Annotated in this window: 22 protein-coding genes; 7 read left to right on the forward strand and 15 right to left on the reverse strand. The window is 67.5% G+C overall.

Annotation, left to right across the window (positions count from 1 at the left end; all coding sequences use genetic code 11):
- Window positions 1–108: 108 nt before the first annotated feature.
- The 8 genes from IU448_RS26820 to IU448_RS26855 all read right to left on the reverse strand — a co-directional run bounded on the left by IU448_RS26820 (window position 109) and on the right by IU448_RS26855 (window position 7,009).
- The gene (locus tag IU448_RS26820; protein WP_195058494.1) at window positions 109–954 is read right to left on the reverse strand and encodes a polyphosphate kinase 2 family protein; all 846 of its coding nucleotides are present in this window, start codon (window positions 952–954) and stop codon (window positions 109–111) included.
- A 10-nt stretch (window positions 955–964) separates the two neighbouring features.
- Complete coding sequence (locus IU448_RS26825) at window positions 965–1,705, reverse strand: ESX secretion-associated protein EspG (RefSeq protein ID WP_195058495.1); 741 nt, start codon at window positions 1,703–1,705, stop codon at window positions 965–967.
- Complete coding sequence (locus IU448_RS26830) at window positions 1,702–2,277, reverse strand: hypothetical protein (protein ID WP_195058496.1); 576 nt, start codon at window positions 2,275–2,277, stop codon at window positions 1,702–1,704. The genes IU448_RS26825 and IU448_RS26830 overlap by 4 nt, the downstream gene beginning before the upstream one ends.
- A complete protein-coding gene (locus tag IU448_RS26835) occupies window positions 2,270–2,674 on the reverse strand; it encodes a hypothetical protein (protein ID WP_195058497.1) in 405 nt (134 codons plus the stop codon). Before IU448_RS26835 ends, IU448_RS26830 begins: the two co-directional genes overlap by 8 nt.
- A gap of 157 nt (window positions 2,675–2,831) precedes the next feature.
- Window positions 2,832–3,515, reverse strand: coding sequence for a class I SAM-dependent methyltransferase (locus IU448_RS26840; RefSeq protein ID WP_195058498.1), 684 nt, complete (start codon window positions 3,513–3,515; stop codon window positions 2,832–2,834).
- Complete coding sequence (locus IU448_RS26845; protein WP_195058499.1) at window positions 3,512–4,753, reverse strand: saccharopine dehydrogenase family protein; 1,242 nt, start codon at window positions 4,751–4,753, stop codon at window positions 3,512–3,514. The genes IU448_RS26840 and IU448_RS26845 overlap by 4 nt, the downstream gene beginning before the upstream one ends.
- 39 nt (window positions 4,754–4,792) lie before the next feature.
- Window positions 4,793–6,196, reverse strand: a complete 1,404-nt coding sequence (locus IU448_RS26850) for an ABC1 kinase family protein (RefSeq protein WP_195058500.1) — start codon at window positions 6,194–6,196, stop codon at window positions 4,793–4,795.
- A 126-nt stretch (window positions 6,197–6,322) separates the two neighbouring features.
- The gene (locus IU448_RS26855; protein ID WP_195058648.1) at window positions 6,323–7,009 is read right to left on the reverse strand and encodes a TetR/AcrR family transcriptional regulator; all 687 of its coding nucleotides are present in this window, start codon (window positions 7,007–7,009) and stop codon (window positions 6,323–6,325) included.
- Window positions 7,010–7,203: 194 nt separating this feature from the next.
- On the opposite strand from IU448_RS26855, the gene IU448_RS26860 reads away from it, so the two are divergent.
- From IU448_RS26860 to IU448_RS26880, 5 genes are all read left to right on the forward strand, one after another.
- Window positions 7,204–8,556: a DUF445 family protein gene (locus tag IU448_RS26860; protein WP_195058501.1), complete on the forward strand. Its 1,353-nt coding sequence runs from the start codon at window positions 7,204–7,206 to the stop codon at window positions 8,554–8,556.
- A gap of 98 nt (window positions 8,557–8,654) precedes the next feature.
- Entirely contained in the window at window positions 8,655–9,149 is a 495-nt protein-coding gene (locus IU448_RS26865) for a helix-turn-helix domain-containing protein (RefSeq protein ID WP_228814379.1), read from the forward strand.
- On the forward strand, window positions 9,146–9,814 hold the full coding sequence (locus IU448_RS26870) for a heparin-binding hemagglutinin (RefSeq protein ID WP_195058502.1): 669 nt from the start codon (window positions 9,146–9,148) through the stop codon (window positions 9,812–9,814). Before IU448_RS26865 ends, IU448_RS26870 begins: the two co-directional genes overlap by 4 nt.
- Before the next feature lie 68 nt (window positions 9,815–9,882).
- Window positions 9,883–10,179 (forward strand): DUF2516 family protein, encoded by a 297-nt coding sequence (locus IU448_RS26875; protein ID WP_280457634.1) that lies wholly within the window; start codon window positions 9,883–9,885, stop codon window positions 10,177–10,179.
- Between the two features lie 485 nt (window positions 10,180–10,664).
- Window positions 10,665–11,708: an alpha/beta fold hydrolase gene (locus IU448_RS26880; RefSeq protein WP_228814380.1), complete on the forward strand. Its 1,044-nt coding sequence runs from the start codon at window positions 10,665–10,667 to the stop codon at window positions 11,706–11,708.
- Between the two features lie 26 nt (window positions 11,709–11,734).
- Here IU448_RS26880 and purU read toward each other — a convergent pair whose 3' ends face one another.
- Both purU and IU448_RS26890 read right to left on the reverse strand, forming a co-directional pair.
- Complete coding sequence (gene purU, locus IU448_RS26885; RefSeq protein ID WP_195058503.1) at window positions 11,735–12,619, reverse strand: formyltetrahydrofolate deformylase; 885 nt, start codon at window positions 12,617–12,619, stop codon at window positions 11,735–11,737.
- A gap of 101 nt (window positions 12,620–12,720) precedes the next feature.
- On the reverse strand, window positions 12,721–13,254 hold the full coding sequence (locus tag IU448_RS26890; RefSeq protein ID WP_195058504.1) for a GNAT family N-acetyltransferase: 534 nt from the start codon (window positions 13,252–13,254) through the stop codon (window positions 12,721–12,723).
- 167 nt (window positions 13,255–13,421) lie between these two features.
- Between IU448_RS26890 and deoC the strand changes: the two genes are divergently transcribed.
- On the forward strand, window positions 13,422–14,108 hold the full coding sequence (gene deoC / locus IU448_RS26895; protein WP_195058505.1) for a deoxyribose-phosphate aldolase: 687 nt from the start codon (window positions 13,422–13,424) through the stop codon (window positions 14,106–14,108).
- Window positions 14,109–14,166: 58 nt separating this feature from the next.
- Here deoC and IU448_RS26900 read toward each other — a convergent pair whose 3' ends face one another.
- The 4 genes from IU448_RS26900 to IU448_RS26915 all read right to left on the reverse strand — a co-directional run bounded on the left by IU448_RS26900 (window position 14,167) and on the right by IU448_RS26915 (window position 16,851).
- Window positions 14,167–14,892 (reverse strand): DUF2993 domain-containing protein, encoded by a 726-nt coding sequence (locus tag IU448_RS26900; RefSeq protein WP_195058506.1) that lies wholly within the window; start codon window positions 14,890–14,892, stop codon window positions 14,167–14,169.
- 128 nt (window positions 14,893–15,020) lie between these two features.
- Window positions 15,021–15,818 (reverse strand): class I SAM-dependent methyltransferase, encoded by a 798-nt coding sequence (locus tag IU448_RS26905; protein WP_324188728.1) that lies wholly within the window; start codon window positions 15,816–15,818, stop codon window positions 15,021–15,023.
- Window positions 15,788–16,303, reverse strand: coding sequence for a DUF2505 domain-containing protein (locus tag IU448_RS26910; RefSeq protein ID WP_195058507.1), 516 nt, complete (start codon window positions 16,301–16,303; stop codon window positions 15,788–15,790). Before IU448_RS26910 ends, IU448_RS26905 begins: the two co-directional genes overlap by 31 nt.
- Before the next feature lie 59 nt (window positions 16,304–16,362).
- Window positions 16,363–16,851, reverse strand: coding sequence for a DUF2505 domain-containing protein (locus tag IU448_RS26915; RefSeq protein WP_195058508.1), 489 nt, complete (start codon window positions 16,849–16,851; stop codon window positions 16,363–16,365).
- Between the two features lie 90 nt (window positions 16,852–16,941).
- On the opposite strand from IU448_RS26915, the gene IU448_RS26920 reads away from it, so the two are divergent.
- Complete coding sequence (locus IU448_RS26920) at window positions 16,942–17,982, forward strand: UDP-N-acetylmuramate dehydrogenase (protein ID WP_195058653.1); 1,041 nt, start codon at window positions 16,942–16,944, stop codon at window positions 17,980–17,982.
- Between the two features lie 230 nt (window positions 17,983–18,212).
- On the opposite strand, the gene IU448_RS26925 is transcribed toward IU448_RS26920, so the two are convergent.
- Window positions 18,213–18,947, reverse strand: coding sequence for an SDR family NAD(P)-dependent oxidoreductase (locus IU448_RS26925; RefSeq protein ID WP_195058509.1), 735 nt, complete (start codon window positions 18,945–18,947; stop codon window positions 18,213–18,215).
- Window positions 18,948–18,963: the final 16 nt, after the last annotated feature.

Consider the following 18,963-nt stretch of genomic DNA (forward strand, 5'->3'; position numbering starts at 1 on the left):
ACCCCACCCGGTGGTAGGCCCGGCGGGGGAGGCCGGGATATCCGGCGCACCGCCCCCATCATTGCCCGGCTTGCTGAGAGTTTCCACAACCCGGCGTGTGCGGGCCGGTCAGGAGCGTTCGAGGCGGCGTAGTTCGGCCGCCGGGTCGAACGTGGGCGCCGGCCAGCTCAGGTCCAGATCGCGCAGGGCTTCGATCAGCAGTTCGGTGACGGCCAGCCGGGCGTACCATTTCGCGTCGGCCGGGATCACGTACCAGGGCGCGTACTCGGTACCGTTGCGGTCCAGTATCGCCTGGTAGGCATCTTGATAGGCGGGCCAGTATGCACGTTCGTCGATATCGCCGGGGCTGAACTTCCAGTATTTGTCCGGCCGCTGCAGGCGTTCCCGCAGCCTGGCTTTCTGTTCGTCCAGCGAGACGAACAGGGCGACCTTCACCAGCGTCGTACCGTTGTCGACCAGTTCCCGTTCGAATCGGTTGATCTCCTCGTAGCGTCCCTGCCAGACCTCTTCCGGGACCAATCCGTGCACCCGGGCGACCAGGACATCTTCGTAATGTGACCGGTCGAACACGCCCAGTTGCCCACCGCGGGGCAGTGCGCGCCGGATCCGCCACAGGAAGTGATGTTGTTTCTCCTCCTCGGTGGGCACACCGAAAGCGGCATGGTCCACGCCCTGCGGGTCCACCGATCCGATCACGTGCCGAACGATCCCGCCTTTGCCGGCGGTATCCATACCCTGGAGGACCAGCAGTACACTGCGCCGGTCACCGGAGCGACCGTTGGCGTAGAGCTTCTCCTGCTCCCCGGCCAGCACGCGGCCGCGTTCGACGAGCAGCCGTTTACCTCCGGCCTTGTCGCCGTGGAAACCGGGGCGGGCGGAGGTGTCGAGGTCGGCGATCCGCAGGCCGTCGGCGCGTAGCGCCCGGCGCGCGGGTTCTTTCCAGTACTCGGCCATCGGAGCAGTATCACAGCCGGGGGGTGATACTGCGGATACCAGCCAGACCGAGCAGCTTGCCGGCGAATTCGGTATCGCCGACCGGGTCCAGAACCAGGACGTCGGCCGTGGTCAGCAGATAGCGGCCGTCGCCGCGGATATCCAGCCAGCTGCGATGCCGGGTGGGCGGGGACATCGGATCGTCGGGCGCGACGGTGACGGTGATGAAACCGCGGGAATCCACCGGTCGGCGCAGCGTGGCGCGCAGTCGCGCCGCATCACCGGATTCGCGGCAACCGGGAATCGGCGCGTCGGTGAGGACGGCTTCCTGTGGTTCGCACAGTGGACCGTGGGTGCCGCGACGGGCCGACCCGATCAGCGCGACCAGCCGGTCCCCGAGATCATGCGCATGGCACATCTGCACGGTGACCCGGGTCGGGGTGGCGTGGAGGACGGCGGCGTGGTGCTCTATCACGGCGGCAAAGCCGAGGATCTGCTCGGTATGCGGCGATTCGCCGTGCCGGGGGAGTACCGAGCGTTCTCCGGAAATGGTGACGGCGGTGGCGTCCTGGCGGGCGCAGAGCATGAGCGCGGCTGCCAGATCGGGGTCGGCCTGTCTGGCGAACCGCTGAGGTAATCGTAGGGCGGCCAATTCGGATTCGGTGCGGACCACGCTGGCCGGTGCCAGGTTCACCGGGTAGGGCCGGCGGTCCAGGCTCGTCTCATTGGCCCAGACGTAACTGAATTCGTCCGGAGTCAATATCCATTTCACCGGTGTGGGCTCCCCCGGTCGGCGCCGGTGGACGTACCGGGGAATCTGGGCACTCGATCCCCGGAAGCCGGGATGGTGGGCAGATAGATGCCGGTCATCGCATCCTGCGCGTCGGCGGTGGCCGCGGCCGAGGCGATATCGTGCTCCATCCGGCGCCGGCCGCCGTGGACGGCCTCGGCGGCCGGGTCGTCGAGCCGGCGATACGGTTGCGGGGCGGCCAGCGCGGCCCGCAGTGTCTGCGCCGCATCGGAATTACCGCTCATGATCCGCTGCAGCGCCCGGCAGACGTCGTGGGTCGCCTCGCCGGTACGGATGAAATCCTGGGTGGCCTGCCATGCTGCGGTGGCGGTATGCCCGGACCAGCCACCGAATTCCCGGCGCACGGTGTCGGCGAAGGTCGCGAAGGCCGCGGCCACGGCATCGGCATTCGATTTCCAGGCCGCGGCCGATGCGCCGAGGGCGGCGGGATCGAGCACCTCGTGCACCCGGTCCCAGATTTCCTGATGGGTGAAACTGCCGAAGCATTCGCGTTCTGGCGCGAAAGGCGGGTTCAGTTCGGCGTATTCAGCCATTCCCATCCCCTTCGGCCTGCACGGTGACGGCGAGTGCGGCCCGGTTCGCGAGATCGGCCTCGGTGAGCCGGCCCGCGGCCGCCAGATAGGCCGCTTTGAAGCGGAGCGCGGTTTCCTGCAACGCGGTGAGCGTGTCCAAATACTCGACTGCCCGACCGGCGAAACCGGCGGCGAGAGCGTGTCCGGTGGGCAGATCGGGGAAACCGGCGGTCCCGGACGCCGCGGCGAGCTGCCGGCCACCGGCCCGGGCCGCTTCGAGGTCGGCGACCAGCGCATCGCACGCCGCCGCCAGGCGCAGGGCGACATCCTCGGTGAGAGTGAAGGAATCCGTGCCACCGGACACGGCCGCGGCGTACAACCGCCGTGCCACGCCTTGGCCCAATTCCGGGAGCGACATCTGAGATCCCCCTTCCGGACCGTTGGTACGACCCGTGACTCTACCGACGGGTAGCTCGCAGTGCCCGGGGAAATCCGGCGTGGCGGGCGATCGCACTGTGAAATGGCGCACGAGGCAGCGAGTTTGCCCGGCCTCGCGTACGATTGCGGCCGCCCGGTCAGACCCCGCTGTTCGAGGTGGCCGACCGGCCCTCTTGCCGCGGTGCGCCTGTCGCGGGTTTCACCGCGGTGAGGTACTGCAGGAACCGGTGCACCTGCTGATCGATATCGACCAGCCCGGCCGCGGCGAACAGATCGGGAAAGGTCTGCGGCCCGAACATCCGCAACCCGCTGAGGGCCGCGGTGCGGCGGGTCAACTCGCCGAACACGTTATCGGGGCGGTAGCTCGTGGTGACCGCCAGCCGGCCGCCGGGGGCCAGCACCCGGATCATCTCCCGGGCCGCGACCAGCGGGTCGGGGATCAGATACAGCGCGCCGAAACAGCACACGGCATCGAAAGTTTCGTCCGCGAACGGTAGGAACCGGGCGTCGCCGCGCACGTAACCCGCACGCGGTCCGGCATTGTCGGCGAGCGCGCGGGCCAGCATCGGCGGTGAGAAATCGATACCGGTGACGTATCCGTCCACGGGAACGTGCTCGCTGAGATAGCGCGTGAAATTACCCGGACCGCAAGCGATATCCAGCACTCGGCGGGCCGTGCCCAGCCGCAGCGAGTCCACCGCGAAGCGGCGATCGGCCCCGGTGCTGCGGCCCGAGGCGAGGTAGAACAGTGTGGGCCGCCACGCCCGCTCGTACACCGCCGCCAGCGCCGGTGCGTTCATCGTGCGCCGGGCGAGGTTCATCCCAGCGGCTCCACGTCGATGGTCATTCCCGCGGCCCGCAGACGTTCGGTCAGGACATCGCCCATGGCAGCGGCCGGGGTGAGGATTCCCGCTGCTTCCGGTTTCGGATCGAAGGCCAGTGCCAGGCCGCTCTCCCCGAGCATGACCGCGGTCGCCTTGTAGCCGGGATCGCCTTGGCCCGAGAACGTCGCGAGATACCGTGCGCCCGAGCTGGTACGCGTATAGGTGCGCATCCGGAACCAGCCGTTCTCCCGGGTCCGCTCGCCGGGACCGGTACCGGGGGCGGGCAGAATACGGTCCAGCAGGGCCCGGCCGGCACGGAACCGGGACAGCAGGCCGCCGGCGGCCATCCCCGCCAGCACACCGCCGGAGATTCCGGCCGCGACCACGGGGGCCAGCGCCGAACTACCCGCGCCCATGGTTTCGCGGTAGCGGAAATTCTTGCCGTACACCCAGCCCAGCAGGCCGTTGCTGCGGCGCACGATCTTCGTATTGTGGGCGGCCATGACGAAGGTGCCCACCCAGCCGTCGAGGCTGGGGTCGATCTCGCGTGCCCGTTCCAGGACGAGGTCGGATTGCCGGCCGACATCGGGGTCCATGGATTTATCGGGGCTGAGCGAATACGGATGGCTCAGGATCGCGCCCTTGGATTTGTCCGCGGCGACGGCCTCCATCATCGCGCGTCCCGAATCGACCGTGCCGCCGCTGACCCCGCCGCGCATGGTGGCGATGAGCGTGGTGTCGCCCAGTTCGCCGGTGTTGTCCGCCACCGTGCGCCGATACAGCTGGTAGACACTCAGGTCCGACGGCACCGAATCGTAGCCACAGGAATTCACGATCTTGGCGCCGGTCCGCACGGCCTGCTCGTGATACGAGTCGATCGCCTCGCGGATGAACAGCGGTTCACCGGTCAGATCCGCGTAATGCGTACCGGCCTGCGCGCAGGCGGCGACCATCGGCATCCCGTACCGCAGATACGGACCCACCGTGGTGATCACCGCGGTGGTGCGGGCGGCCAGCGCGTCGAGCGAAGCCTGATCGGTGCTGTCGGCCACCACCAGGCCCCAATCGTGCGCGCCGATCTCGTCGCGGACGGCCGCGAGCTTGCGCTCGGACCGGCCCGCCAGTGCGATCCGCGCCACCGCGGGGGCGGCGTCCAGCAGGTAGCGGGCGGTGAGTTTGCCGACGAAACCGGTCGCGCCGAAAACGATCAGGTCGAATTCGCGTGTATCCGTCATGAAAATGAACCCCTCGTGGATGTGCTGTCGTGGACGCGGTCAGCCGGTGCGGCGGCTACCGCGTTTACGCGGCCGGCGCCGGGCCAGCCATTCCCGATGAACCCGGCCGAGTTCGGTGACCGGCTCGTCGCCGTACAACCATTCCCGGGCGATCCGATGCCAGTTCGCCGTCGCCTCCAACTGTCCCAGCATCCCGAAGGTCAGGAAATCGGCGCGCCGCGAGAACAAATGCTCCGGCGGCAGGTTCTGTTGTTTCATCCCCGAGAATTCGCTCGAGCGCGGGTCGACGGCCAGCAAGAAGGCCCCACTGGCCAGTTCCGGGGTGATGGTGAGTTCCTGGTCCACCAGGCACCATTCAGAGGCCGAGAGCACGTACTCCAGGCATTCCTCGACGCCGATCTCGTCGGTCGAATCGATGACTCCGCGCTGGACCATGAGCTCCCGCAGATCCGCGCCACGGTCCTCGGCGGCCGCGCACAGGCAGATCGCCTCGAACCGCACATGCTCGGGATCCATCCGGTTGAACAGCCCGAAATCCAGGAAACCCACCCGGCCGTCCGCGGCGAGCAGCACATTGCCGGGATGCGGGTCGCCACAGAACTCGTTGAAGGTGAACAGCGAACCCACATAGAAGCGATAGATGATCTCACCGACGCGGTCGCGTTCGGCCCGCGGCATCGCGCGAATATCCTCGAAAGCCGTTCCGGCCAGATATTCGGTGACCAGCACCCGCTGCGTACTGTGCTCGAGCACCGGCTGCGGGACCACGATGAACGGGTGGCCGGCGTAGAGCGCCGCGATATCGCGCTGGGTTTCGGCCTCGATGTGATAGTCGAGCTCGGATTCCATGTTCAGCCGTAGCTCGTCCAGAACCGCGGGGGTCACCCAGGGCATGGCCGACTGCAGAACCCGCCGGAACATGGTCAGATTCTTGAGATCTGCCCGCACGGCGGCATCGATGCCCGGATACTGCACCTTCACCGCGACCTGCCGGCCGTCGTGCAACCGGGCCAGATAAACCTGGCCGATCGAAGCGGCGGCGATGGCCTCGGGTTCGAATTCGGCGAACACCGCGTCCAGCGGCTGCCCGTAGTCCTCTTCGATCACCGCGCGCATCGCCTCGAACGACACCGACGGCGCGGCATTACGCAGAACCGCCAGCCGTTTCTGGAACCGTTCCCGATGTTCCGGCGGGACCAGGTCCAGATCGAGCACCGACATCATCTGGCCCAGCTTCATGGCCACGCCTTTCATGGTGCCCAACACCATGACCAGCTGTTCGGTACTGCGCAGTATCGATTCCTCGGCCATCTGGGCCCGCACCGCCTCCGAACGGCCGCGCATCGAAAGCCGGGCGCGCTGGGTGCGCACCATCGACCCGGCCGCCACCGCACCCAGTTTGGTGCCGCGGGCCAGCCGGGAAGTCGGCACTTGTTTCGCCATCGAGGTACCTCCGTTGGTGCCGACGCGCGCCCACGGTGGCCGGAGAGCTCAGCCGGTTCTCCGCCGCCGCACGGCAATCAGACTAACCAAACCGGCGAGGTTGTCGAGCCCGGCGAGCCGGGTGGCTCAGACGGCCTGGTCGCCGGTGGGGATCGGCGGCAGCACATGCTCCTGTTCGCCGAACTTGTCGCGCGAACCGCCGGCCCGGGCCATCCCCTCGATGGCACTCCACACCATCATGGTGAGGTAGTCGATCACCTCGTCGCGGTCCATCGACTTGTTGGTGGTCCACCAGTGCGTGGCCAGCTGGATACCGCCGACGATCACATACGACCACAGCATCACTCCCTCGGTCTCGATCCCGAGTGCGCTGCCGCGTTCGGTGATGGCCGCCGCCACCACCTCGGCGAACAGCCGCTCGAAATCGGCCAGCGAGGACGGGTCACCGGAACCGGTGCCCATGATGAATCGGTAGACCTCGGGGTCTTCGTCGACCGCGCCCACGTATTCGGCCAGCGCGGAACGCACCAGCTGATATTCGTCGGCGTCCAAACTGATCGCGCCGTACACGCGCGGCATCAGGGTTATTTCGATGAACCGCTGCATAGCGGCATTGACGAGATCGTTCTTATCGGCGAAATAGCGGTACAGGACGGTTTTGGAGACGCCGATCTCGGCGGCGATCTCGTCCATCCCGGCACTACCGCCGCGGGTACGCACCGCCGCCAGTGTGCCGTCGACGAGTTCTTCCCGCCGATTGATCTTGTGCTGGCGCCAGCGGCGCTTGCGCCCGTCGGTCCGCGGGGCACGCACCGGCGCCGATCGATCGGCGGGATTCCCGATATCGAGCAGGTCGTCGGTGGACAGCGTGGGGCTCCTCGGTCCGTTCGGTTCACGTCCGTTCCACTCTATGCCCACCCTTCGCCCCCGTGTTTCGTTTGGTACGCCTAAGACCTGAACCCCCCGTGCAGCCGGAGGCGCTGCCGAAGACACAGCAGAATGGGGGTATGCAGAAAGCGACCGGCAGTAGTGCGGTGCTCGATTCCGCTCCCGCGACTCGCGGACCCGGCGGTTCGGCGGAACCACCGGGCGTCTTCTCCACACTCACCGACGATGCCGCAAAAAAGCGCGACCTGCGGCGGATGAAGGCCGTCGCCACCGGCCTGCTGGCGGTGGCGACCGTTATCTACCTGGTGTGCCGGTGGCTCGAGTCACGTGGCGGCGCCGGTGAATGGGTGGGGTATGTGCGGGCCGCGTCGGAGGCGGGAATGGTGGGCGCGCTGGCCGACTGGTTCGCGGTGACAGCGCTGTTCCGGCATCCGCTGGGGCTGCCGATACCGCATACCGCGATCATCCGGCGGAAGAAGGACCAGCTGGGTGCCAGTCTGGGCAGTTTCGTGGGCACCAATTTCCTCTCTCCGGAGGTGGTGACCGCGAAGGTGAACTCCGCGCAGATTCCGTGGCGGGTGGGGCGCTGGATGGCGAATCCGGCCAATGCCGCGCGGGTGGCGGACGAGAGTTCGACGATTCTGCGGGCCGTGGTCGGGGTGTTGCGGGACGAAGATGTGGAGCAGGTGATCGATAACACGATCGTGAAACGGATCGCCGAACCGCAGTGGGGTCCGCCGATCGGCCGGGTGCTGGCCGAGTTGCTCGCCGACAACCGTCAGTTGCCCCTGCTCGATCTGCTCGCCGAGCGGGCGCACCAGTGGGCGCTGGGTAGCCAGGAGACGGTGGACCGGATCGTCATGGGGGAGGCCCCGCAGTGGGCGCCGAAGTTCGTGAACGTGCTGTTGTCGGAGAAGGTGTATCGCGAGCTGGTGGAATTCACCTGGAAGGTGCGTTCGACCCCGGATCACGAGGTCCGGCTGGCCGCGAACCGTTTCCTGGAGGAATTCGCCCACGATCTGCAATACGACGAGACGATGATCGCGAAGGCGGAGCGGATCAAAACGCAGATCATGGGACGGGATGAGATCACCGGTCTGGCGGAGGCCACCTGGCGGGCGGCCAAACGGCTGATCCTGGAATCCGCCGACGATCCGGACAGCACACTGCGCCGGAAGGTCGCGGAGAATGTGCAGCAGCTGGGTGAGCGGTTGCGTGACGATACCGATGCCCGCGCGAAGGTGGACGGGTGGATCGAACGCGGCGCTCGCTACCTGGCGGCCAACTATGCCGACGAGATCGCGACCATCGTCAGCGATACCGTCGCCCGCTGGGACGCGGAGGAGGCCAGTAAGAAGATCGAGGTCCAGGTGGGTCGTGACCTGCAATTCATTCGGATCAACGGCACGGTGGTGGGCAGTCTCGCGGGTCTGCTGATCTACACCGTCTCCCATCTGATGTTCGGCGGGTGACGCGACCGGGGAAGCGCCGGAAATTCTGCTAGCACAAGTGCTTGCTATTGCTAGCACCCTGTTCTATCGTTGCGTACGTACAAGCCAGAAGGTGAGTGATGGCCGAGGAGCCCCACGTTTCCGCCCAGTACACCGACGATCCGGCGGCCACCGCCGGCGCCGGCGAAAAAGCAGCCCGCGTGGTGAACGCGGCGCAGGACATCGGCGGGTTCATCCGGGCACAACGCGAGGCCGCGCAGGTCTCGTTGCGTCAGCTCGCCCAGCTGGCGGGGGTCAGCAACCCGTATCTCAGTCAGATCGAGCGCGGTTTGCGTAACCCCTCCGCCGAAGTGCTCACGCAGATCGCCAAGGCGCTGCGGGTCTCTTCGGAGGTGTTGTACGTGCGCGCCGGCTACCTAGAGCAGCGGGCGCACAGTCCCGTCCGGGATGCACTGCTGGCCGATTCCGCGATCAGCGAGCGGCAGAAGCAGGTCCTCCTGGACATCTACGAATCGTTCCGCCGGGAGAACGGGCCGGCGGAAACGATCGTCCGGGACAGCGTTGTTCCAACACCGAACACCGACGCTCCGCCACGCCAGGAGAACGATAAATGACCGAGAAGAACACCACTGTGAAACCGCTGTTCGCCACCGTCGGTGCCACGGACGCCGTCTACACCGCGGTCCTCGACGCGGTGACGCAGGTGCGGGAACGCGCCACCGACGTCAACGGCCGCGTGGACGAGGCCCGCGAGCGGTTCGCCGGGCTACCCGCCGACGTGCAGACCCAGTTCGAGCAGATCCGGGCACGGCTGGCCGAACTGCCCTCGGAGTTGCCGGAGGATCTGGCCGAGCTGCGCGAGAAGTTCACCCCCGAGGAACTGCGCAAACTGGCCGAACAGTACTACCGCCAGGCGCTCGGCCTGTACTCCGATCTGGCCGTCCGCGGTGAGGAAACCATGGAGCGGCTGCGCGCGAACCATCTGCTCGACGAACAGGTGGGCCGGGTGGAAAGCCTGTACAAGGACGCCAGCGGCCGGGCCGAGGAAGTATTCGACCGGGTATCCGGCTTGATCGGCCGGACGGGTAAGGCTTCGGCGGCGACCGCGCCGGTCGTGACGACCGAAGCCCCGGCCGCGCCCGACGTCGTCGACGCCGAAGTGGTGGAGCCGGCGCCCGAACCCGCTCCGGCGCCGGAACCGGTGAAGAAGGCGCCCGCGGCCAAGAAGACCGCCGCGAAGAAGGCGCCGGCCAAGAAGGCCACCCCCAAATCGGTCTGACCGGCCGATCCGGGCTCGCGCCCCCGTGTGCCGCCGGCGCCCGGGGGCGCTGCTCTTAGAATGGTGGGGTGCAGCAGGTGTATGGCTTGACCGGATGGATCATGGCCGCGCTGTGGCTACTGGCGATCAGCGCGACAGTGTTCGCGCTGGTGCATGCCGTGCGCCAGCGTTCCGACGCGTTCACCGCGGTCGACAAACTCACGAAACCGATCTGGCTGGGCATCCTCGGCGCGGCCGTGCTGTTGTTGATGCTGCCGCCGCTCCAATTGGGGCTGCTGGGTTTCGTCGCCATCATCGCGACCGGTATCTATCTCGCCGATGTGCGGCCGAAGGTGGACGAGGTCCAGCGCGGGCCCCGCTGGTAGTGCCGTAGCCGATACGTTGTGACGGTGCCCCTGGTCGACGATGGTCGACCAGGGAGCGGCGATGACCGGGCGGGTGGGCCGGCCTGTATCCGGAGGTCGGGGGCCGGTACCCCGCTCTCGGTGCAAGGCCGTTCGTGAAGGGGCGGGCTGTAATTTTGGAGCCGCTCCGCGGCTCGAGGGTGGGGCCCTTCGGGGCTCGGTCCTTCACTCCGGCGCTCCTCCGCTTCGCTCCCCCGCTCTGTCGCTCCAGAACCGGGCGGGCCCCACCCCGGGGATCGGTGAGGTGTACCTACCGTTGAGTGGGTTGGTTGTGTTCTTCTGGGCTGAATCTGTGGAGTGCTTGATCGACTGTGTCGTCGACTGCTCGGGTCGAGGTTGGATGGTGTAGTGCGGGCCGGGTGTGCACGGGAGGGGTGACTGGGACACGGCTGGCGGGCGTCGCGTGCAGGTATTACTGTGTCAGTTGGTAACACAAAGGAGTGTCGATGCGTGCGATGAAGTCCGAGCTCTGGGGTGCCCTCGCGCGTCAGATCGATGGGTTGTTCGAGGTGCACCGGGCCGGCCTGCGCAGTCGCGGCGGATACCGCAACCCTGCGCTCAATCCGCCGGGCGTGGAACACCAGGTCATCGATGTGCGGGCTGCGGACGGGGCCCGGCTGCGCGCGCACGCGTACGGTCCGGAGAATGCGCAGCCGGTGGTATTGGTGCACGGCTGGACCTGCTGTCTCGAATACTGGAACCCGCAGATCAACGCCTTCGCCGGGGAGTACCGGGTGATCGCCTTCGATCTGCGCGGGCACGGGGAGAGCGAATTCGGCCGTCCCGATCAGCTGGATTGCCATCTGCTCGCCGACGATCTCTGCGCGGTCCTCGACACGGTACTGCGGCCGGGACAGCGTGCGGTGCTGGTCGGGCACAGTCTCGGTGCGATGACATTGCAGGCGTGGGCCGGAAAGTATCCACAGCGGGTGCTCGATCAGGCCGCTGCGGTGGTGCTGGCCAATACCGGACCGTATGCCCTGGTGGACGAAACCACTGTGGTGCCGTTCTTCAACCGGCCGCTACCACTGCTGAACCGGAAGGTACCGCTGCCGATGTGGCTCGGGCGGGGCGGTCTGAGTGCCCGGATCGTGTTCCCGCCGGTGGCGCCGGTCCGCTGGGTTTTCGCGCGGCAGATCATGAGCCTGGCCGCCGACCCGGAAACCATCGACTTCGGGATGAATATCGTCCGGTCCTGCCGCTCCCGGGTACGCTCGGAATTCGGCCGGTTGCTGGCGGAGATGGATCTCGGCGACGCCGCCCGCCACCTGATGGTCCCGACCACCGTGGTCGCGGGCACCGCCGACGATATGACGCCCGCCGTGCACGCCGAGCAGATCGCGCAGTGGTTACGGGAAACAGGCAATCTGGCCGGGTTCGTCCTGCTGCCCACCGGGCACCTCGGCACCGTTGAAGCGATCGATCGCTTCAACGAGATCCTCGGTGAGGTACTGGTGTCGGTGCGCGCGCCGGCCGAAGCCGTGAGCTGACCGCGCGCACCGGCCGCAGGCGCCGTTCAGGAGAACACGACGGTGCGCTTCCCGTGCACCAGCACCCGGCTCTCCAGGTGCCAGCGCAGGCCACGCGCCAGCACCACCCGTTCGATATCGCGCCCCTGCCGGACCATATCGATCACCCCGTCGGCATGATCGACACGGATCACGTCCTGTTCGATGATCGGGCCCGCATCCAGCTCGGCCGTCACATAGTGGCAGGTGGCGCCGATGAGTTTGACACCCCGCGCGAAGGCTTGATGGTAGGGGCGCGCGCCGACGAACGACGGCAGGAAGCTGTGGTGGATATTGATGGCCCGCCCGGCCCAGTGCTCACACAGGTGCTCCGGTAGCACCTGCATGAACCGGGCGAGCACCACCGCGTCTGGGTCGTGTTTGTCCACCAGTTCCCGGACCTGGTCGAAAGCCGGTCCGCGTTCGGCCGGATCCTTGGGGAACGGCACATGGTGAAACGGGACACCGTGCGCTTCGGTGATGGCGGCCAGATCCAGATGGTTGCCGATCACAGCCTCGATCGTGGCGGGCAGTTCCCCCGAGGCGGCCCGTCCGAGCAGATCGTGCAGACAGTGCCCTTCCTTGCTGACCAGTACCACTGCCCGCCGGCGGACTCCCGAATCGTGTACCTGCCATTCCGTATCCGGGCCGAGCTCCTCGGCGATCTGACCGAATCGCTGCCGCAGTTCCGCTACGCCGAACGGCACGGTCGAGGCCTTGATGGACTGCCGGGTGAAGAACCAGCCGGTCTCCAGATCGGAGTGATAGCCGGCTTCCAGGATGGAACCACCGAACTCGGCGATGAACGAGGTGATAGCGGCAATGATGCCCGTGCGATCACGGCAGCCCAGCGTCAGCACATATCGGCGATCGTCGGAGACAACGGAAACCATGAGGCGAGCCTAGCCGTGTCGTTCGGCGCGGCTTCGGGCACCGACCGGGCGGCCCGTTTCGTTCGCGTGCCTGGTCGGGACGGTCGGGAGTCCGATTGTGTTCAGAGACCGTAGAAAGCGGCGGTGTACCGGAATTCGCCGACGATCTGGGAGTCGTAGGCGGTCAGCGGGCGGACCTGGAAAAGACCGGCCCGATCGGGCCGGTCGGGGACGATACCCAGGCGTTCGCCCGGCTGGAAGCCGAAACGCGGGTAGTAGTCCGGACTGCCGAGCAGGCCGATCAGGGGTTCGTCGAGGGCGTCGGCGGCACCGGCCACCGCATGGATGAGCGCGGAACCGACACCACGGTGCTGCCGATCGGCAAGCACCGCGATCGGACCCAGGGCGAGCACCGGGAACGGGCCCACGGTCGCCCGGGTGAGGCAGACGTGGCCGACGACGGCCTCATCGGCGACCGCGACCATGGACAAGGTGGGAATCCAACCGGGATCACTGCGTAACGCGTCGAGGAGCGCGACCTCGGGAGGATCGTGCGCCGTATCGCCCCCGGTTGCGGCGTAGTGGGCAGCGAACGCGCTGCGGTGCACGCCGGCCACGGCAGTGGTGTCGACGGAACGTTCGCGGCGGATCAGCAAACTCGTCCTCTCTTCGGTGGCCGGGTGCGGACCACCCGAGGGCCGAGCGCTGTGCGCCACCCGGGTGCGCGACCACGAGTGTTACCCGGTGGTGCCGATCACGAGTGTTCCCGACGGACCGGAGGCCCGCAACGGAATTCGCCCCGGATGTGCCAGACTCTGGTCCCATGGCCGATTCCGTATCGCTGACCCGGTCCGAGGTGGCCGACATGATCGACCACACGCTGCTCGCCCCGGAAGCGACCAGCGCGGATGTTACCGCTGCGGTGGCCGAGGCCCGGGAGCTCGGCGTGTACGCGGTGTGCGTTTCGCCGGCCATGCTGCCGGTGCGGGCGCCGGGCGTGGTGGTGGCCACCGTCGCCGGGTTCCCGTCCGGGAAACATCATTCGCTCGTGAAAGGCGCCGAGGCCCGGCTCGCGGTGGATCAGGGGGCGGCGGAGGTCGATATGGTCATCGATATCGGCGCGGCGGTCGCCGGCGATTACGCCGCGGTCCTCGCCGATATCATCGTGGTCCGCGAGGCGATCGACCAGCGGGCGGTGCTGAAGGTGATCATCGAATCGGCCGCGCTCACCGACGAGGCGATCATCGAGGTATGCCGGGCCGCCGAACAGGCCGGCGCCGATTTCGTGAAAACATCCACCGGATTCCACCCCGCCGGAGGCGCCGACCCTCATGCGGTGCGTCTGATGGCCGAGACCGTCGGCGGCCGCCTCGGAATCAAGGCCAGCGGCGGTATCCGCACCGCAGAAGCCGCCACCGAACTGATAACCGCCGGTGCCACCCGCCTGGGACTGTCGCGCACCCGAGCAGTCCTGGAAGGTTTCCCGAATGAGACGGCAAGCCTGACATAAGCTCCCCACCGCGCCACATCAACCCGGAACCCCGAGCTCAGGCAAACCCGACCACACCTCAGCAGGAAGTACTGCCCTCGGCCGGCGGCGGCAACTCCGCCCGGCCGCCTTCCAGGTCGATCTCGATACCGTTTTCGGTGACCCGCAGCTCCGTCGGCTCCAGCCCCAGCGGGTAGACCTGCATACTCTCGGTCATCAGGTTCACCACTCCCTCGGCCAGGTCCTCCGGCACCCCGAGGCCCAGGAACTGCGCCTGCCCGACTTCCAGTTGTACCTTCCCGTCCACGATCTGCGGCGTGATCCGGAGTTCGCCCAGCCCGCCGAGCACCGCCATGGTGAGTTGTCCGGCGGCCGGATCGGACCGGACCTCGCTCACGAGACCTTTCAGCGTCTGGGCGATTCCCTCGTTACTCCAGCTGACGTCGGCGTTCGAACTGCCGATCGTGCTACCGCTGTTACTGCCCTCCGGCATCTGAATATCGTGGAATTGCGCGTGTACCTGCATATCGACCGCCGGACCGAACTCCGCACCTTCGCTGTCGACATCCATCCGCGAGACCTTCCCGTCCACCCAGGTGACGAGTAGCGGTTTGGTGCCGAAGCCGACATTGATCTTCGAGCCCATCTCCTTCTCGAATTGGCTGCTGATACAGCTTGCGATCCGGTGCCGCGCATAGGCTTCACCGCCGATCAGCGCGGCGGCCACCAGCACGACGGCGGTGATGACGGCGATGACCGCGGTCCGGCGAGTGACCTTCGGTACCGACAGGGTCTTGGTGGGCATGCACGTGATTGTTCCGCATTATTCTGTGCCGGCTCTGAGGCTCCGATATGGGCAGATGATGAACGTGGCGACGTCAGCGGCGGTCGGCCCCCGGATTTGTGAGATGGACCACATGGCGTGGCAAGGGGTCAGGAAGGCGCGACGGTGCTCCAGGGGACGGTCAGCAGGTTGTCGCGTACGCGGCGGCGCGGGTCGTGGACCGGCCAGCCCTGTTCGCGCAGGAGCCGAGCGGTGGCGCGCCAGCGGATCCGCGGGCCGAATACGGCCTGTGGGGCGGTATGCGCCCAGGCCAGATCGGCCGCCGACAACAGTGCGTGGATACGTTCCCCGGGGATATTGCGGTGGATGAGTGCCTTGGGAAGTCGTTCGGCGAGGTCGGAGGGGCGCTCGACGGTCAGCGGATCCCAAGCCAGCGTGAGGCTGCGCGGGCCGGACCGGTCGAGGACCACCCAGGCACAGCGCCGGCCGAGTTCATCACAGGTTCCCTCGACCAGCAGCCCGTCCGGCGCCAGGCCGGACAGGATCGTCGACCACGCCTCGCTGACCGCGGATTCCGGATACTGGCGCAGCACGTTGAATGCGCGGACCAGGTTCGGTCGCAGGCCCGCCAATTCGAAACCGCCGCGCGCGAACCGCACACCGTCGCGGGCCGGTACGACGCGGGCCGGGTCGATTTCCAGGCCCACCACGCGCACATCGGGGCGCACCGAACGCAACCGGGCGGCCAGTTCCAGCGTGGTCCACGGTTGTGCGCCGTAACCGAGGTCCACCACCAGTGGGTCGGTGGCGCGGTGCAGTACTTCGGTGATCTGCGGGTCGTGCACGAGGCGGCGGTCACTGCGGCGGAGCCGGTTCGTTCCGGTGGTACCCCGGGTGACCGTGCCGAGGGGAACGTTCAGTTGCCGGTTTTTTGTTCGTCCAGCCACTTCTGGGTCACTTCGGCCTCGGCGCGGAACAGATCGACCAGATTCACCAGCATGAGCTGTTCCAGCCGCGGCCCCACCATCGGGATGAACACCTTCGCATCCGAGGAGATACGCATGGTGCAGCCGGTGTCGGTGGGGAAAAGACGCATGGTCCCGGTGAGGCTGCCGGGGCCGGCCGGGATGGAGGCGGAGTACTTGCCCTCGACCTCCGGGCCGAACGCGCCGTAGCTCTCTTTCCGGGTGATGACCATATCCTTGCGCATCACCGACTGCGCGATCTCCGGCAGCATTTCCCGGGGCAGGATGTGATGCAGCACGACATCGATCCCGTCCTCGCTCGCATTGATGGAGACCACCTCGTTGGGCGAGTACTTCCGCATTTCGACCATCCGGGCTTCCCAGTAGTCCCGGTTCGTCAGCGCCGCGTACACCTCTTTGGTGGTGTGCAGCGGGTAGCGGGCGGAGTAGTCGAGTCGGCGAGCCATGCGCGGTAGGTTACCGTCCGGTTGCGTCCCGGCGGGCCGGAGGCCGGGCAGCGGTCGTGCTACTGGTGTTCGGCGATCCAGCCGTTGGTGAATTCGGTCTCCTCGGCCAGCAGTTCGGTGAGGCGTTCGCCGATGGCCTCCTCGATCTTGCGGCCGAACAGCGGAACCTTCACCTCGATCGACCCGGAGATTTCGGCGAGGGCGCCGGTGGCATCGTCGGTGGCGGTGATGGTGCCGCGCACCTCCGCGGGCGCGCCCTCGACCCGGGCCTCGAAACTACCGGTGGTCCCGGACCACAGCTCGGTACGCGGAATGATCAGATCGCCGGGGTGTACGGCGGTGATGGCGGGCGGCAGCAGATCGGCCGGAATGGACTGCACGACCTCGATGCGAACCTGTTCACCGTCCACCTGGAGGGAGACGAACCGGGCATTGGGCCCGCCCACCGCGGCGATACGGTCCTGCCAGTACTTCTCGGTGCGGAACGCTTCGCGTACCGCGGCAACCGGGTGAGAATAGCGAGCCGTATACGCCAGCGCTGTAGCCATGACCGAACACGCTACCGTCTGGGCGTGCGAACTTCTCGGGTTGTCCCCGCGGACGAACTACGGCAGCTGCTGGCCGGAACGGGTGCGCTGGTGCGTGCCGCGGTACCGCTGGCGGAGTTGACGACGCTGCGGGTCGGCGGGCGGGCGACGGTCGCCGAATGCGCCGGCACCGAGGCACTGGTGGCGACGATCCGCGCGCTGGACGCGGCCGGGGTTCCGGTGGTGCTGCTCGCCGGCGGATCCAACCTGCTCGTTTCCGACGATGAGGTGCCCGGGGTAGTGGTCCGGATCGCGACCGAGGGAGTCGACCTGGGGGCCGATTCGGTGACCGCGGAAGCGGGGGCGAACTGGGACGCGGTGGTCGCGAAAACCGTGCGCGCCGGGTTCGGGGGTCTGGAATGCCTGTCGGGGATTCCAGGGGCGGCCGGGGCCACGCCCGTACAGAATGTCGGCGCATACGGCGTGGAGGTCGCCGACCTGCTGCGCCGGGTGCGGTTGCTCGATCGGGCGACCGGCGACACCCATTGGGTCGAGCCTGCTGAACTCGGATTCGGGTATCGGACGAGCCGCCTCAAACACCGGTCCGATGCGGTGGTGCTGGCAGTGGAGTTCGCCCTCGACCCCACCGGTGCGAGCGCCCCGCTGCGGTATCGCGAACTCGCGGAACGGCTGGGTGCCGCGGAAGGCGAAAGCCGTCCGGCGGCGGCCGTTCGCGAAACGGTTCTCGGCCTGCGGGCCGGGAAGGGGATGGTGCTCGACCCCGCCGATCACGACACCTGGAGCGCCGGCTCCTTCTTCACCAACCCCGTGGTCGGCCACGACCGGGTGGATCGGGTGCGCGCCGCGATCCGGGAGCAGCTCGGCGAGGTGAAGGTGCCCGAATTTCCCGCCGTGGACGGTGTGAAATTCTCCGCCGGCTGGTTGATCGAACGCGCCGGCTTCGCCAAGGGCTTCCCGGGCCCCGATGCCGCCGCCCGGTTGTCGACGAAGCACACGCTGGCCCTCACCAACCGCGGCGCGGCCACCGCCGCCGATATCGTCGCGCTGGCGCGCACCGTGCGCGACGGTGTGGCCGACCGATTCGGTATCGCGTTGACGCCTGAACCGGTCACGGTCGGCGTGGAGATCTGACCGCACCGACCGCCTGCGCGCGGGTGCAGCCCGGCTGCCCGCCACTGCCGATCGCGTAGGCGTCGCAATCGGGCAGATGATGCCGGCGGTTCTCCGAGTTCGGCGCATTGACCTGGTGCCCGGCGGTGCGGACCCGCCGTCCGGCAACGAGACACTCACTCCGGTATGCGCTCGTTTCGAACCGGGGACCGGGGGTGGGGCCCAGGCCGGGGAGGATCAGGCCGGCGCGGTCAGTTACGGCGAGCGAAACGGCCCGGACCGGCCTGGTCGCGGGGTTTGACGATGATCTGGTCCAGGTTCACGTGCGGCGGACGGCTCGCGGCGAAGGCGACGATTTCGGCGATGTCCTGGGCCATGAGCGGGTCGATACCCTCATAGACCTTCGCGGCACGCTCGGTATCACCGTCGAAACGGACCAGTGAGAACTCCGTTTCGACCGCGCCGGGCGCGATCTCGGTGAGACGGACCGGCTGCCCGAGCAGTTCACCGCGCAAGGTGCGATGCAGCACGGCCTGGGCATGTTTCGCCGAGGTGTAGCCGGAGCCGTTGTCGTAGGCGTGGAACGCCGCGACCGAGGTGATGGTGACGATCAGGCCGTCGCCGGAGGCGATGAGTTTCGGTAGCAGGGCCTTGGTCATCCGGAGGGTGCCCAGCACATTGGTTTCCCACATCCAGCGCCAGTCGTCGAGATCGGCCTCGGCGACAGTCGCCAGCCCTTTGGCCCCGCCCGCGTTGTTGACCAGTACGTTCGCGCTGTCGATCGCTTCGGCGAAGGCCGCGACCGATTCGTCGGAGGTGACGTCGAGCGCGAGCGCGGTACCGCCGATCTCGGCCGCCAGCTCCTGCAGCCGGTCGACCCGGCGGGCGCCCACATAAACGTGGTAGCCCTGCTTCGCGAGTTCCCGTGCCGTGGCTTCCCCGATCCCCGAGCTGGCCCCCGTGACGACAGCAGTGCGTTTACCCATGCCCCCGATCCTAATT

Origin of the sequence: Nocardia flavorosea, assembly GCF_015477805.1 — a bacterium.
In the GTDB taxonomy this organism is placed as follows: domain Bacteria; phylum Actinomycetota; class Actinomycetes; order Mycobacteriales; family Mycobacteriaceae; genus Nocardia; species Nocardia flavorosea_A.

Coding starts and splice junctions, on each gene's coding strand:
- IU448_RS26820 (WP_195058494.1), bottom strand. CDS start 954: ATGGCCGAGTACTGGAAAGAACCCGCGCGCCGGGCGCTACGCGCCGAC.
- IU448_RS26830 (WP_195058496.1), bottom strand. CDS start 2,277: ATGGCTGAATACGCCGAACTGAACCCGCCTTTCGCGCCAGAACGCGAA.
- IU448_RS26835 (WP_195058497.1), bottom strand. CDS start 2,674: ATGTCGCTCCCGGAATTGGGCCAAGGCGTGGCACGGCGGTTGTACGCC.
- IU448_RS26840 (WP_195058498.1), bottom strand. CDS start 3,515: ATGAACCTCGCCCGGCGCACGATGAACGCACCGGCGCTGGCGGCGGTG.
- IU448_RS26845 (WP_195058499.1), bottom strand. CDS start 4,753: ATGACGGATACACGCGAATTCGACCTGATCGTTTTCGGCGCGACCGGT.
- IU448_RS26850 (WP_195058500.1), bottom strand. CDS start 6,196: ATGGCGAAACAAGTGCCGACTTCCCGGCTGGCCCGCGGCACCAAACTG.
- IU448_RS26860 (WP_195058501.1), top strand. CDS start 7,204: ATGCAGAAAGCGACCGGCAGTAGTGCGGTGCTCGATTCCGCTCCCGCG.
- IU448_RS26865 (WP_228814379.1), top strand. CDS start 8,655: ATGGCCGAGGAGCCCCACGTTTCCGCCCAGTACACCGACGATCCGGCG.
- IU448_RS26870 (WP_195058502.1), top strand. CDS start 9,146: ATGACCGAGAAGAACACCACTGTGAAACCGCTGTTCGCCACCGTCGGT.
- IU448_RS26880 (WP_228814380.1), top strand. CDS start 10,665: ATGCGTGCGATGAAGTCCGAGCTCTGGGGTGCCCTCGCGCGTCAGATC.
- purU (WP_195058503.1), bottom strand. CDS start 12,619: ATGGTTTCCGTTGTCTCCGACGATCGCCGATATGTGCTGACGCTGGGC.
- deoC (WP_195058505.1), top strand. CDS start 13,422: ATGGCCGATTCCGTATCGCTGACCCGGTCCGAGGTGGCCGACATGATC.
- IU448_RS26900 (WP_195058506.1), bottom strand. CDS start 14,892: ATGCCCACCAAGACCCTGTCGGTACCGAAGGTCACTCGCCGGACCGCG.
- IU448_RS26910 (WP_195058507.1), bottom strand. CDS start 16,303: ATGGCTCGCCGACTCGACTACTCCGCCCGCTACCCGCTGCACACCACC.
- IU448_RS26915 (WP_195058508.1), bottom strand. CDS start 16,851: ATGGCTACAGCGCTGGCGTATACGGCTCGCTATTCTCACCCGGTTGCC.
- IU448_RS26925 (WP_195058509.1), bottom strand. CDS start 18,947: ATGGGTAAACGCACTGCTGTCGTCACGGGGGCCAGCTCGGGGATCGGG.